The organism is Amycolatopsis sp. NPDC052450, from assembly GCF_044547565.1.
In the GTDB taxonomy this organism is placed as follows: Bacteria; Actinomycetota; Actinomycetes; order Mycobacteriales; family Pseudonocardiaceae; genus Amycolatopsis.
In genome coordinates this window covers 34,755-48,682 of record NZ_JBIUAQ010000051.1, presented here as the reverse complement: position 1 = coordinate 48,682, position 13,928 = coordinate 34,755, and the positions used below count along the sequence as shown (strand labels likewise).

Sequence of the window (13,928 nt, the reverse complement as noted above, 5' to 3'; positions counted from 1 at the left end):
GGCATGAGGTGCGTGGGGGGGGGGGGGGGGGGCGCGGGGGGGGGGGGGGGGGGGGCGGGGGGGGGGGGGGCCCCCCCCCCCCCCCCCCCCCCCCCCCCCACCACCCGGACCGAACGGCCACTTGCCCCTCTCTTCCCCACACAGGAGGATTCATGCTGCAGGGAGCGCTGGCAGGCTTGGCCGCCGGCGGACTGTACGCGGTGTTGGCGGTCTGCCTGACGCTGATGTCGCGCCTGGTGCGGGTGGTGAACTTCGCCCAGTCCGCCACCGGGATGTTCGGCTGTTACGTGGCGGTGTTCCTGTCCGTCCACGCGGGACTGCCGACGTGGCTCGCCACGGTGGCGGGGATCCTGCTCGGCGGGCTGCTCAGCGCGCTGCTCGGCTGGATCGTGTCCACCTGGCTCGCCGAGGCGGACACCGGCACCCGCTCGGCGGTGACCGTGGCGGTGCTGCTCCTGCTGATCTCGTTGTCGTTCATCCTGTTCGGCAACAAACCGCAGCCGTTCCATCCGATTCTCGACGGACCGGCGGTCACCGTGGGCGGCGTGGTGATCAGCCAGGTCACCGTGGTCACCGTCGCGCTGGCGGTGCTGGTGGCGGTGGCCAGCCGGATCGTGCTGAGCCGGACCCCGGCGGGAGTCCAGCTCAGGGCGCTTTCGGAACGTCCGACGACGGCGGAACTGCTGGGCATCCCGGCGAAACGGCTCAGCGTCGCGGTCTGGGCGGTCACCGGGGTGGTCAGCACGCTGGTCATCTCGATCGTGGCGCCGTCGCAGTCCAACGACGCGACTTCGCTGGCGATGCTGGTGGTCCCCGCGGCCGCGGCGGCCCTGCTCGGCGGATTCCGCCGTCTCGACCTCGCCGTCGCGGGCGGGCTGGGGCTCGGCCTGATCCAGGGTGCCGCCGCGCAGGTCGACGGCCTTTCGGTGGTGCGGTACTTCCTGCCGTTCGCAGTGATCGTCGCGCTGCTGCTCTGGTCGCAGCGCAAGGAGGTGTGGGATGCGGCTCGCTGAACGAGGGATGCCGTTCGTCGTCGCGTTGGTGGCGATCGCGGCGGGTTACGGCCTGAGCGTCGGGCTCGACGGGTATTTCGTGTACCTCGGCATGAGCGCCGTCGTCGCCGGGATCTCGCTGCTCGGGCTGGGCGTGGTCACCGGGAGCGCCGGCATGATCTCCCTGTGCCAGCTGACCTTCGGCGCGGTCGGTGCCTGGACGGTGTCCGCGCTGAACGAGGCACAGGCTCCCGGCGGTTTCCTCACCTGGCTGCTGCTCGGCGGTCTCGCCGCCGGGCTGGTCGGGGTGCTCGTCGGGCTCCCGGCGTTGCGGCTGCGCGGGATCAACCTCGCCGTCGTCACGCTGGGGCTCGCCGCCGCGGCCGATCTCGCGCTGGTGCAGCTCCAGTTCCCCGGCGTCGCCGGCGGGATCTCGGTCGAACGGCCCGACGCGTTCTCCGACGACCGGTCCTACTTCCAGCTCGCCATCGTGGTGCTGGTGCTGTGCTGCCTGGCCGTCTACTTCCTGCGCCGCGGGCGCTGGGGCAGCGCCTGGCAGGCGGTGGCGTTCTCCGAACGCGGCACGGCCGCCGCCGGGACGAGCGTGCGGACGTCGAAACTGACCGCGTTCGCGGTGAGCGCCACCCTCGGCGGGATCAGCGGCGGCCTGCTCACCGGACAGGTCGGGCTCGCCTTCCCGGCCAGTTTCACCGCGATCCAGTCGCTGGCGCTGTACGTGCTGGCGATCATGTCGGGCGCGCATCTGATCGACATGGCCGTGTTCGGCGCGGTGCTGTGGGTCGGCGTTCCCGAACTGCTGAAGCGCTGGGGAGTCCCGCAGGACTGGGCTTTCGTGGTGTTCGGCGTGCTCGGGGTGCAGGCGCTGGCCAGTGGCGGGAACCTCGGCACCACGGTGCGGAACGTCTGGTACCGGCGGTCCAAGAAGGAACCGGCGAAACTCGACCTCGCCGCCGGGACCGCGGACATCGAAGCCAAGGCGCCTGGCCCGCCGGTGCTCACCGTGCGCGGTCTGAGCGTGAACTTCGGGCACGTCGCCGCACTGTCCTCAGTGGACATATCCGTGCCGGAACACGGCGTGCTCGGCGTGATCGGGCCGAACGGCGCGGGCAAGTCGACGCTGGTCGACGCGATCAGCGGCTTCCTGCCGAACGCCGAGGGCCGGGTCGAACTCGGCGGCGAGCCGCTGACCGGGTCACCGTCGAACCGGGCCCGCGCCGGATTGCGCCGGACGTTCCAGCAGGACCGCGTCCCGCCGGGGCTGACGGTCGGGGCGTACCTCAAGTTCCTCGCCAGGCGGCGGCTCACCGCCGACGAGGTCGGCGAGGCACTGGACTTCTTCGGCTGCCCCTCCGCCCGCACCCCACTGTCGCAAGTGGACGTCGGCGCGCGCAGGCTGGTCGAGGTCGTCGGGCATCTGCTGGCGCGGCCGCGTGTCCTGCTCCTCGACGAGCCGGCCGCGGGACTTCCACACGAGGAACACGTCGCGTTCGGGGAACGGCTGAGGCAGGTTCCCGCCCGGTTCGGGGTGTCGGTGCTGCTCATCGAGCACGACCTCGACCTGGTGCGTTCGGTCTGCGACACGATCACCGTCCTCGACTTCGGCCGTGTCCTGGCCTCCGGCCCGCAGGCCGAGGTGCTCGCGGATCCGGCCGTGCTCAAGGCGTACATGGGCGAAACGGAGCTGTTGTGAACGCTTTGCGGATAGCGGGGCTGACGGTCACGCGCGGCGCCGGACCGGTGATCTCCGGCGTCGACCTGACCCTGGAACCGGGCCGGATCACCGCGCTCGTCGGCCCCAACGGCGCCGGGAAGACCAGCCTGCTGGAGGCCGTCTCGGGGGTGGTGCCCGCCTCCGCGGGGACCGTCCACATCGGACCGGACGAGATCACGAAGCAGTCGCGCGTCTCCCGCGCGCGGCGGGGTCTGGCGCATATCGAACAGGGCCGCGCGGTGTTCGGCGGCCTGACCGTGCTGGAGAACCTGATGCTGACCGCGCGCACCCGCGCGCGGGCCGACGAACTGTTCGAACTGTTCCCTGAGCTGGAGAAACGCCGCGACTCACCGGCAGCGCTACTCAGTGGGGGCGAACAGCAGATGGTGGTGCTGGCCCGCGCCTTCGCCGCGCGGCCGTCGTTCCTGCTGATCGACGAGATGTCACTGGGTCTCGCACCGGTGGTGTTCACGCGGCTGCTGCCGATGGTGACCCGGTTCGCCGAGGAGGGCGCGGCGATCCTGCTGGTCGAGCAGTTCACGCATCTGGCCCTCGGGGTGGCGAGCGACGCGCTGGTGGTGTCTTCGGGGCGCGTCACCTATTCGGGTTCGGCGCAGGAACTGCTGGACTCCCCCGGCACCCTGCATTCGGCCTACCTCGGCGAACCCTGACCGTTCGAAGTCCGTGAAGGCCTCCTTGAGGGACTCTGGGTCCCTCAAGGAGGCCTTCACGGACAGGTAGCTACCCGCGCTATCGCAATGTCGATACAGTCCCGAACCGGGACAGGTCGTGCGGCGCCAAAGCTATGGACCAGCCCAGCGTTCGCCCGGTTGTCGCATCGATGGTCAACGTCAGCACGTTGCCCCTGGGCGCCTTGCTACCCCGCGGAACCTTTGCGGCGTGCCCGACGAAATCACCGGTCATCTGAACGAAGTACGCGGGGTCGTCGGAGGTCGTCCTGCTACCGTCCAGAGTTGAGAGTGCCTGCCTACCGGTCGCGACGTATTCGATGTTCCCGGGGTTCGGCTCGCCGTTCTGGCTCGCCAGCTTCCTGGCCGCCGCCAACAGGCCGGCCGGTGTCGGTGGCGTCGCCTCGTTGCTCCCTGTCATCGTGCTCACTTCGTTCACGCACGGCTTGTGTGTTCCGGCGACGACATTCTTCCCATTCGTATAGCCGAAAAAGAGGTCGGGCCGGTCGTTCTCGATGTAGGTGGGCGCGGCGTGCCACACGTTGCCGGTGTCCTGGTATTGAAAGTTCGTCGAAGCACCGGCAATCCGGGCACCCGGCGTGGTCACCTCCAGTCCATTGTCCGCTCGTCCACCATACGCCCCGTTACGCTCGGACACCGCGACCCGGTCGCCGTCCTGGCGCACTTCCCAGTCGCCGCTGCCGGGCACCCATTTGAACGTCACATTCTCGAACTCATTCGTGCGCGCGGGCTTGATGTAACTCTCGCGGTAAGGAGACCCGGGGCGCGAGTCCGCCCAGTACCAGAGAAAACCCTTCTCTCCCCCAGGCGAAGCGTCGAGTGTTCCCGCAGTCATTCCCGCTTCCACCCAGGTGTCCAGCTTCGGGTCGTTGAGGTTCGTGAGGATCCACATCTCCCAGTTCGCGTACTCGTTGTCCCGGTCGTCGACGTGCAAACATCCGACACCGAGATCCGCGCCGACCGCGTTCATCCACAAGGGTTCCGCTTGGGATCCGATGACCCCGACCGAGTAGCAATGATCCGTCGCCGTGCATTGCGGTGCACTGTCCGCGTGCGCCGATGCGGCGCCGAGAATCGATGTCGTCAGCATCAATCCTGACACTCCGACCGCCGAAAGCGCACTGACACGTCTGTCTACCACGAGTTCCCCATCTCGATAGGTGTCCAGAATGAACCGGGGGCGCGAATTCCCGCAGCCACACACGATCCATGACGGTAGGAAATTTCCGATCCCCCTCGATCGTTGGCTACCACCAACCGATTGCCACTCTGACCTTCTGTCGCTGGACGTGAAACCGCCGACCGGGTGATGAACCGGCAGCGTTTTTCCTCGCTCCAACCCAATTCAATGGCAAGCACGGCGCGATAGCGAATCGGTGGCGCAAGACGCTGTCTCCAACGAAATCCTGAACCGCGTGAAGGCCCCTTCCCTCGGCTGGTCACTCGAACCACGGCTGAGGGAAGGGGCCTTCACACGCGACTACTGAGAACCCATGCCCGCCCGTTCGAAGGCCAAAGTCGGCAGATCGACGGCGTGCGCGCCGCCGTCGGCCACGATCACCGCACCGGTGATGTACGAAGACTCCGAAGACCCCAGGAACCGCACGATCGACGCGATCTCCTCGGGTTCGGCGGGACGGCGCAGCGGGACCTCGGCGGTGACCCGCCGGTAGCCCTCGGCGTGACCGCCGTCGAAGCCCGCGGCCTCGGCGAACTGGTCCATTTCGCCGTCCGCCATCGGGGTCCGCACCCAGCCGGGGCAGACCGCGTTCGCGCGGACGCCCTTCGGCCCGTAGTCGCGGGCGATCGAGCGCGTCAGGCCGATCAGCGCGTGCTTGGCGACGGTGTAGCCGGCGACGTTCGGCCCGGCGAACAGCCCGGCCAGCGACGACACGATGACCACCTGTCCACCGGTTTCGACCAGCGACGGCAGCGTGGCCCGGCAGAACACGAACGCGCTGGAGAGGTTCGAGCGCAGGGCCAGTTCCCATTCCTCGTCGCCGGTGTCGGTCACCGAGGACAGGCCGTGCCCGCCGGCGTTGGCCACCACGACGTCCAGCCTGCCGAACTCGCCGACGATCTCCGCCGCGGCGTTCTCGGCGGCTTCGCGATCGCTGGCGTCACACGCGATGACGCGCGCGCCGGTTTCGGCGGCCACCTTCTCCAGCGGCTCGCGCCGCCGTCCGAGCACCACCACCTGGGCACCCTCGTCGGCGTACCGGCGGGCCACCGCGGCACCGATACCGGTACCGCCACCCGTGATCGCGACAACCTTCTTCACTTGCGGAGTCCTTTCTAAGCGGGAAAACCGGAACGGGCCGAGACGCCGAAGTCGGCGAGCACGGCCTGGCCGTTGACCGCCCGCGAGCGCGCGGACGCGAGATGGAGCACCTGCCAGGCGACTTCTTCAGGAGCTTGCACCGGGAACGCGGGATCGTCGAGGACATCGCCGAGATCGCCGCGCGCCATCGGGGTGTCGACCACCGAGGGGCAGACGCAGTTCACCCGGACGCCGGGAAGATCGACCGCGAGTGCCCTGGTCATCGCGACCACGGCTCCCTTCGAAGCGCAGTACGGCACCATGCCGGGCGCGCTGGTGAACGCCGAGTCGCTGGCCAGCAGGACCACCGAGCCACCCGACGCGGTGAGCCACGGCGCGGCGTGTTTGACCACCAGGAACTGGCCGGTGACGTTGACCGCCATGAGCGCGGCGAAGTCCGCCGCCGAGGTTTCGGTGACCGGTGTCCCCACCGGTCCGGAGATCCCGGCGCAGCCGACCACGACGTCGAGCCCGCCGAACCGGTCGGCCACGGCGCCGACAGCGGCGGCCACCGACGGCTCGTCGGTCACGTCGGCCTGAACCGCCAGGAGACCGTCGGCGAGTGTCGGCACGGGTGCCCGGTCGACGGCGCCGACCCGGGCCCCCTCGGCGAGGAAGGCGTCGACGCAGGCAAGGCCGATACCGGACGCCGCGCCGGTCACCAGCACGGCCTTGCCCGCGAGATCCAGTCGCATGGCGCCATCCTCCGGCCCGGACCTTTCGCGGAGGTTGGCCGTCAGTGCACCCTTCTTGTCCGCGGCCGCACGGCGGCCTTTTCAGCCGGGGGCGGACCGGCAAGACTGCGAAGTATGACCAGGCCACATCCGCTCGACCCGCTGACCGCCGACGAACTCACCGCAGGCCGCGCGATCCTGGCCGGCGAGGGCCTGCTCACCGAGACCACGCGGTTCCCTGCCGTGCTTCCCGTGGAGCCGGAGAAGGGCGACGCCGCCCCCGACCGCCGCGTCCAGTACACGCTGCTGGACACCGCGACCGGCCAGGCGCGCGACGTGGTCGTTTCGCTGGCGAAACGCGAAGTGGTCTCCACTGAGGACTGCGGCGACGGCCAGCCGGCGTACCTTTTCGAGGAGTACGACCTCGCCGCGTCGATCACCAAGGCGTCGCCGGAATGGCAGGCCGCGATGGAGCGGCGCGGTCTCGGTGACCGGATCGGGCAAGCCTTCTGCGCTCCACTGGCCCCCGGTTTCTTCGGCAGGCCCGACGAGACCGGCCGGGTCATCCGCTCGCTGACGTTCCTGCGCGACGACGAATCCGACAGCCCCTGGGCACATCCGGTCGAAGGCCTGATCGTGCACATCGATCTGACCGGGCAGCGCGTCATCCGGGTGGAGGACGAAGGCGACGTGCCCGTCCCGCCGGAGCACGGTCGCTACGACGGTGTCCCGGCCCGCGCCACCCTCAAGCCGATCGAGATCACCCAGCCGGAGGGTCCGAGCTTCACCGTCGACGGCAACGAGGTCACCTGGGAGGGCTGGAAGCTCCGGGTCGGCTTCAACGCCCGCGAGGGTCTGACCCTGCACCAGATCTCGTTCCAGGACCGCTCGGTGCTCCACCGGGCCTCGGTGCCGGAGATGGTGGTGCCCTACGGCGACACCGCACCCGGCCGGTTCTGGATCAGCTACTTCGACGCGGGCGAGTACCTGCTCGGCAAGAACGGCAACGACCTGCGGCTGGGCTGCGACTGCCTCGGCGTCATCCACTACTTCCCCGCGTTCGTCGCCGACGACCACGGCCACCCGGTCGAGATCCCGCGTGCGATCTGCATGCACGAGGAGGACTACGGGATCCTCTGGAAGCACACGGATCTCGCCGGCCGCGCCGAGGTGCGGCGGTCGCGGCGGCTGGTGATCTCGTCGATCTCCACCATCGGCAACTACGACTACGGCTTCTTCTGGTACCTCTACCTCGACGGCACCGTGGAACTGGAGGCGAAGGCCACCGGCATCGTGTTCGCCGGCGCCGCGCACCCCGGCACGGACCATCCGCACGCCAACGAGATCGCGCCCGGCCTGTTCGCGCCGGTGCACCAGCACCTGTTCTGCGCGCGGCTGGACGTGGCGATCGACGGCGAACGCAACTCGCTCGTCGAGGTCGACGTCGAGCGGGTGCCGATGGGCGAGAAGAACCCGTACGGGAACGCCTTCACCTGGAAGGAGACCCCCCTCCGAACCGAACGGGAAGCACAGCGGCACGCGGATCCGGCCAAGGCCCGCGTCTGGGAGATCCGCAGCGCGGAGCGGACCAACCGGCTCGGCTCGCCGACGGCGTACCAGCTCGTGCCGAGGCCGTCCGCGACCCTGATGGCGCAGCCTGAATCGACCGTCCACCAGCGGGCGACTTTCGCCACCCGTCACCTGTGGGCGACGCCGTACCGCCCGGACGAACGGTTCCCGGCGGGCGACCGGCCGAACGCGCATCCGGGCGGAGCGGGTCTCCCCTCCTGGACCGCCGCCGACCGCGATCTCGTCGACACCGATCTCGTGCTGTGGCACGTTTTCGGCCCGACCCACATCCCGCGTCCGGAGGACTGGCCGGTCATGCCGGTCGACTACTCCGGTTTCTCCTTGCGTCCCTACGGCTTCCTGGACCGCAACCCGGCACTGGACCTGCCTTCCGGCGCCTCCGACGATCACTGTTCCGCCCACGAGCACTAGGACCTACCAATGCCCGAACTGACCCTGTCCGACACCTCCACCTGGCTGCCGCTGGACGGTCTGGCCCCCGGTTTCGACGCGAACAAGGCCCCGACGGTCGGCGATCTGCACGGCCGCACCTTCGAACTCGCCTGTGAAGACGGCACCACGTTCACCGCTGCCTTCTCCGGCACCCGGATCGAATGGTCCTACCGCGGCACGGGGACCGACCGCTGCGAGACCTTCCTGGTCGACGACGACCTCTACTACGTCCAGTTCCACCCGCAGGCACGGCAGGACGAGGCGTTCACGCTGCTGCTGGACCTGCGCCGCGGCCGTGCCCTCCTGGTGCTGAGCAAGATCGGTGACACCTCGCCGCGTGTCACGCAGGCATTCGTGGCCGCCACGATCGGCGGCATCGAGCCGACCGGGGAGTCGCTGGCCCCGACCACGTCGCTGGTCGGGCGCCGGGTGCTGTGGGTGTACAGCACCGAGCACGCCTACGAGCACGTGTACCTGAGTCCGCACTGGTACACGTGGCAGTGCCTGGCCGGTCCGGAGCGGGGACTCGCGGACACCGACGAGAACTCGGTCTACGAGCTGCGGCCGGGCATCTACGTCTTCGCGTGGCGGGAGAAGGTGATCCCGTGCGCGTCGGTGACCGTCGCCGACCACCGTGACGCGAAACGGCTGCGCTCGCACGGTGTCCTTTTCGGACTGGACGCCACCGGGAGCACGCCCACCCACTTCACCTTCGGCGCGCACGGCAAGCTGTTGAGCACCACCGTGCACCCCGAGGCGTACGACCCGGCCGGGAGCTGAGCCTTGACCGCCGACATCGTCTTCACCAACGCCACCGTGTACACAGTGGACGGTGGCAGACCCTGGGCATCGTCACTGGCGATCAAGGACGGCAAGGTGCTGTCCCTGGAGGACATCGAACGCGGGCCGAACACCGAGGTCGTCGACCTCGAAGGCGCTTTCGTGATGCCCGGCCTGGTCGACGTGCACAACCACCACGCCCTCGCCGGCCGTGCGGCCCTGTTCGAATTGAACTTCGGCCTCGACGCCGGACTGGACGACATCCTCGCGGCCGTCCGCTCGCGGGCCGCCGGGCTCGGGCCGGACGAGTGGGTGATCGGCGGCGCCTGGGCGTCCACTTTGGTCAGCACCCTTTCGCGGTCTTCGGCGCGGCACGCGCTCGACGAGGCCGCCGGCGGACGTCCGGTCATGCTGTCGGACGACAGCAGGCACAACCGCTGGGTGAGCAGCCGGGCGCTGGAACTGGCGGGCGTCACCTCATCGACGCCCGACCCGGCGGGCGGGGAAATCGTCCGCGACCCTTCGACCGGCGAGCCGGTCGGTGTCCTGCTCGAGGCGGCGGGGGTCGCCGTCGAGCGGGCGCTCAGCGAGACCCGGACGCTCACCGCGGATCAGCACGTCGCGGCGTCACGGCACGGCATCGGCACCCTGCACTCGTACGGCGTGACCGCGTTCCAGGACGCCGGTGTCTCGTCGGACATCCTGCGCGCGCTGAAGTCGCTCGACGACGCGGGTGAACTGCGCGCGTGGGTCGTTTCGTCGCTGCTGATCAATGACCCGATCTTCGGTTTCGATCCGATCGGGGCACCGCTGCTGGAGGTCGCCGGGCAGTACCGGAGCGAGCATCACCGCCCGGACTTCGTGAAGATCTTCCTCGACGGTGTCCCGCCGACCCGGACCGCCGCGTTTCTGGAGCCGTACCTGCCGGACGCCGCGCACGGAGCCTGTCACCACGGCGCCACCACCATGCCGGGCGACGAACTCGTGGGCTGGCTGCGCACCGCGGCCGCGGCGGGGCTGTCGGCCAAGGTGCATTGCACCGGGGACGCGTCGGTGCGCGCGACGCTCGACGCCGTCGAAAAGGTGCGTGCCGAGGGCTTCGCCGAAGCGCGGTTCCAGGTCGCGCACGGCCAGTTCGTCCACCCCGATGACCTTCCCCGCTTCGCCGCGCTGGGTGTCGCCGCGGACATCTCGCCGTTCCTGTGGGTGCCCGGTGTCATCCCGGCGGCCATCGCCGAGGTGCTGCCCGGCGATCGCGCCGGGCGGATGCAGCCGAACCGATCACTGCTGGACGAGGGCGCGCTGGTCGCGGGCGGTTCCGACTGGCCGGTCAGCGAATCGCCGAACGCGTGGGAGGGCATCCACGGCCTCGTCACCCGCCAGGATCCGACCGGCACGTTCCCCGGAGCGCTGTGGCCGGAGCAGGCGATCACCCTGGCCGAAGCGGTCGAGGTCTTCACTCTCGCGGCCGCCCGCGCGATGGGACTGGGCGACGTCACCGGCTCGTTGGTGCCCGGGAAGTCGGCGGATTTCGTCGTCCTCGACCGCGACCCGTTCCGAACCGATCCGGCCGCGCTCGTCAAGACAAAGGTGACACAAACGTGGTTCGCCGGGCACCGCGTGTATCAGCGGGCCTAATCTCCTACACTGGTAGAAGAACCAGTGCGGGAGGTCTGCCGATGCCGAAGATCATCGACCACGACGAGCGGCGTAGTCATATCGTCGACGTCACCTGGGATTTGATCACCCAGGGCGGGATCGAGGCCGCCACCATGCGCGAGATCGCGGCGGCCGCCGGCTTCGCCAACGGCGCGCTCAAGCTGTACTTCCCGAGCAAGGAAGACATCATCCAAGCCACCTACGAACGCGCGCTCGGCATGATGCGCGAGTACGTGGAGCTGGACGAATTGCGCGGGCTGACCGCGCTCCGCGAGCTGTGCGTCTCGTCGATGCCCATCGACGAGGACCGCATCGCCGCGGGGCGCGTCCTGCTCACCTTCTGGCAGCTTTCGCTGACCAACCCGAAACTGCAGGACAAGTACCTCGAGCACGTCCGCTCGTGGCGGGGCCTGCTGCACCGATACCTCACCGAGGGCCGGGAGGACGGCGACATCGTCACCGAGATCCCCGACGAGCAGCTGGTCGACGAGGTCGTGCTGATCAACGCCGGTGCGAACGTGATGAGCCTGGTCGCCGGGGAGTTCTCGACGATCGCTTTGCAGCGGCAGCACCTCGAGTCCTTCTTCGAGCGCCTCACCCGCCCCTGAAGGGCCCTTTCCCCGCATCTGACGCCGTGAGGGCCTCCTTCCCTACCTTCAGGGTAGGGAAGGAGGCCCTCACGGACTTCCGCCTGCACAACCGAACTCGCGTGATCAGAGGCGGAACTCGCGTGACCAGGTGTCATCCGGCCAGAGACACGCGAGTTCCGGCCGCTGACCCAATGGCGAAACCTCTACGAGGACGTTGCGAAAGCCACTTTCGCAACCTTGAGCGTTGCGAAAGTGGCTTTCGCAACATCCCGGCGCCGGACCCAGCCGCAAGTAGGTGACTAATTGCGGCGGTCGAAGATCCGGGTCAGGAAGCTCGCCACGTGCCGGTGCGAGCGCGGCGAAGCCGGGAGATCCGTGTACAGACCGTAGAACCCGTGGATCTGCCCCGAGTACCGCGTCATCTCGACCTGCGTCCCGGCGTCGGTCAGGCGCCGCGCGAACTCCTCCCCCTCGTCCCGCAGGACGTCGTACTCGGCCGTGAGCACCAGCGCCGGCGGGAGCCCCGTCAAGTCGGAGGCCCGCAGCGGCAGCAGATACGGATCGTTCAGCTGAGCCGGATCCGACACGTACTGCTCGAAGAAGAACCGCATCGCCCCGGCGGTCATGCCGAATCCCTCGGCGAAGTCCACATAGGACCGGAAGCCGTCGTCCGGGTGGCCGTAGACCGGGCAGATCAGCACCTGCGCGGCCAGCGGCGGGCCACCCCGGTCGCGGGACATCATCGAGACCACCGTCGACAGGTTGCCGCCGGCGCTCTCCCCGCCGATCGCGATCCGCCCGGCATCGACCGCGGGACCCGCACCACCCGCCGCGAGCCATTCGACGACGGCGTAGCAGTCGTCCGGAGCCGCCGGGAACGGGTGCTCGGGCGCGAGCCGGTAGTCCACCGCGACGACGGCGACCTCGGCCACGTTGCACACCGTCCGCGACGCGACCTCGTTCTCGTCGATCGAGCCGATCGTCCACCCGCCGCCGTGGATCCAGACGAACGCGGGCACCGGAGTGGCCGATTCCGGCAGGTAGACCCGCACGCGCACGCCGGAAGGCAGCACGTGGTCGGCGACCGAGGCGACCTCTTCGACCGACTCGGGACGTCGCCAAGAGGCGGCGAACGCGGCTCGCAACTCGGCGGCCGTCGGGGGAACAGCGGGCGCTTCGGGCTGCGGACTGCGAGCGAGCAGCTCCTTGACGGCGGGATCGAGGGTCACGGTCACACCGCTTCCGCGACGAGCACCCGCGGGCTGCCCGGCAGCGCCAGCCGGTCGGTGACCCGCCAGCCCGCCCCGCTCAGCCACTCGCGGACCTCGGCCTCCGGGTAGACGACCGTCCCGTCGATCACCAGGTACTCCCCCGCGTGCAGGGCGTCGATCGGGCGCTGGACCGCGTCGTCGTCGAGGAAGAAGTCGAGCAGCAGCAAGGTCGCCCCCGGCGCGGCGGAGGCACGGGCGTTGCGCAGGATCTCCGCGTTCTGCTTCGCGTCGAACCGGTGGACGACGTGGTTGACCATCACCAGGTCGAACTCGCCTTCGGGGCGCGCGGTGGGTGTTTCCGCGCCGACGACGGTCGCACGGTCCGCCAGGCCCGCCTCGGCCGCCGCGGTGGTGACCGACTCGGTGAAGCCCGGGTCGAAGACGAACGTGGTGTGCAGTTCGTCGTTGGTCTTCATGGCTTCGACCGCGAACGCGCTCGAGAGGCCGCCCAGGTCCAGCAGCTTCCGGTGGGGGCCGAAATCGAACGCGCCGGCCAGCATCTTGGCGTGCAGGGCGTTATACGTCATGACGCCGGACATGAAGATGCCCCAGCGCGCGTCGTCCATGTCCAGCTTCCCGGGCTCGCCGCTGTCGGCCGTGTGACCGAATTGCAGCCAATGCGGATAGCTGATCGAGTCCAGGAACGTCAGGAACGGTGCCAGATCGAGGTCTCCGCCGCCGAGGTACGCCGCGGCGTCGGCGGCCAGCTCGTATCGTCCGTCCACACGGGACAGCAGACCGAGTGATGACATGGCGTCACCGAGGATACGGGTGATCTTCTCCGGTTTGCCGGTCTTCCCCGCCAGTTCCGCGGCCGTCAGCGGCCCGTCGGCGAGTGCGGTGAACAGGCCGATCCGGCTCGCCGCGAAGAGTTGCTTTGCCGCCATGTACCCCACGGCGATGTCCACGATCCGCTCGGGACCGGCAGTCTTGGTCGACCCGCTCACGGGTGCCCTCCTTAGCTCGTTTCCGCCGAGAGTCTACAGACGTAGACAAAAGAATCCAGTGCAAGTTTCCGCCCACCACCAGGAAAAACCTGCCGGATATCAACTTCCTACATTCGTAGAATATACCCATTGACAGCACCCCCGCCCAGTGTCAACATGCGTAGAACTACCCCCGCCGGAGGCCCGTTCCCCGGCAGTGCGGCCCGCTTCGGGCGGGCTCGGGAAAGGGGA

12 protein-coding genes are annotated in these 13,928 nt (G+C 69.2%); 7 read left to right on the top strand and 5 right to left on the bottom strand.

What is annotated here, in order from left to right:
- Positions 1 to 152 precede the first annotated feature (152 nt).
- Genes ACIHAO_RS41660 through ACIHAO_RS41650 form a run of 3 tightly spaced genes read left to right on the top strand, consistent with a single transcriptional unit; the run spans position 153 to position 3,395 of the window.
- Positions 153 to 1,013: a branched-chain amino acid ABC transporter permease gene (locus tag ACIHAO_RS41660; RefSeq protein ID WP_192744586.1), complete on the top strand. Its 861-nt coding sequence runs from the start codon at positions 153 to 155 to the stop codon at positions 1,011 to 1,013.
- Positions 1,000 to 2,703: an ATP-binding cassette domain-containing protein gene (locus ACIHAO_RS41655; RefSeq protein ID WP_396567637.1), complete on the top strand. Its 1,704-nt coding sequence runs from the start codon at positions 1,000 to 1,002 to the stop codon at positions 2,701 to 2,703. The genes ACIHAO_RS41660 and ACIHAO_RS41655 overlap by 14 nt, the downstream gene beginning before the upstream one ends.
- Complete coding sequence (locus ACIHAO_RS41650; RefSeq protein WP_396567635.1) at positions 2,700 to 3,395, top strand: ABC transporter ATP-binding protein; 696 nt, start codon at positions 2,700 to 2,702, stop codon at positions 3,393 to 3,395. The genes ACIHAO_RS41655 and ACIHAO_RS41650 overlap by 4 nt, the downstream gene beginning before the upstream one ends.
- A 79-nt stretch (positions 3,396 to 3,474) precedes the next feature.
- Here ACIHAO_RS41650 and ACIHAO_RS41645 read toward each other — a convergent pair whose 3' ends face one another.
- The 3 genes from ACIHAO_RS41645 to ACIHAO_RS41635 form a co-directional block, all read right to left on the bottom strand.
- Positions 3,475 to 4,524 (bottom strand): hypothetical protein, encoded by a 1,050-nt coding sequence (locus tag ACIHAO_RS41645; protein WP_396567633.1) that lies wholly within the window; start codon positions 4,522 to 4,524, stop codon positions 3,475 to 3,477.
- Positions 4,525 to 4,914: 390 nt separating this feature from the next.
- Positions 4,915 to 5,715, bottom strand: coding sequence for an SDR family NAD(P)-dependent oxidoreductase (locus ACIHAO_RS41640; protein WP_396567631.1), 801 nt, complete (start codon positions 5,713 to 5,715; stop codon positions 4,915 to 4,917).
- A gap of 14 nt (positions 5,716 to 5,729) precedes the next feature.
- A complete protein-coding gene (locus ACIHAO_RS41635; protein WP_396567629.1) occupies positions 5,730 to 6,449 on the bottom strand; it encodes an SDR family NAD(P)-dependent oxidoreductase in 720 nt (239 codons plus the stop codon).
- 114 nt (positions 6,450 to 6,563) lie between these two features.
- Between ACIHAO_RS41635 and ACIHAO_RS41630 the strand changes: the two genes are divergently transcribed.
- The 4 genes from ACIHAO_RS41630 to ACIHAO_RS41615 are packed head-to-tail and all read left to right on the top strand — an operon-like array spanning position 6,564 to position 11,497.
- Positions 6,564 to 8,429, top strand: a complete 1,866-nt coding sequence (locus ACIHAO_RS41630) for a primary-amine oxidase (RefSeq protein WP_396567627.1) — start codon at positions 6,564 to 6,566, stop codon at positions 8,427 to 8,429.
- A gap of 9 nt (positions 8,430 to 8,438) precedes the next feature.
- Positions 8,439 to 9,230: a molybdenum cofactor biosynthesis F family protein gene (locus ACIHAO_RS41625; protein ID WP_396567625.1), complete on the top strand. Its 792-nt coding sequence runs from the start codon at positions 8,439 to 8,441 to the stop codon at positions 9,228 to 9,230.
- A 3-nt stretch (positions 9,231 to 9,233) separates the two neighbouring features.
- Positions 9,234 to 10,868: an amidohydrolase gene (locus tag ACIHAO_RS41620; RefSeq protein ID WP_396567623.1), complete on the top strand. Its 1,635-nt coding sequence runs from the start codon at positions 9,234 to 9,236 to the stop codon at positions 10,866 to 10,868.
- A 41-nt stretch (positions 10,869 to 10,909) separates the two neighbouring features.
- A complete protein-coding gene (locus ACIHAO_RS41615; RefSeq protein WP_396567621.1) occupies positions 10,910 to 11,497 on the top strand; it encodes a TetR/AcrR family transcriptional regulator in 588 nt (195 codons plus the stop codon).
- Between the two features lie 281 nt (positions 11,498 to 11,778).
- Here the strand turns inward: ACIHAO_RS41615 and ACIHAO_RS41610 are convergent, their stop codons facing one another.
- Both ACIHAO_RS41610 and ACIHAO_RS41605 read right to left on the bottom strand, forming a co-directional pair.
- Positions 11,779 to 12,714: an alpha/beta hydrolase gene (locus ACIHAO_RS41610; protein WP_396567619.1), complete on the bottom strand. Its 936-nt coding sequence runs from the start codon at positions 12,712 to 12,714 to the stop codon at positions 11,779 to 11,781.
- The gene (locus ACIHAO_RS41605) at positions 12,711 to 13,697 is read right to left on the bottom strand and encodes a methyltransferase dimerization domain-containing protein (RefSeq protein ID WP_396567617.1); all 987 of its coding nucleotides are present in this window, start codon (positions 13,695 to 13,697) and stop codon (positions 12,711 to 12,713) included. Before ACIHAO_RS41605 ends, ACIHAO_RS41610 begins: the two co-directional genes overlap by 4 nt.
- Positions 13,698 to 13,928: the final 231 nt, after the last annotated feature.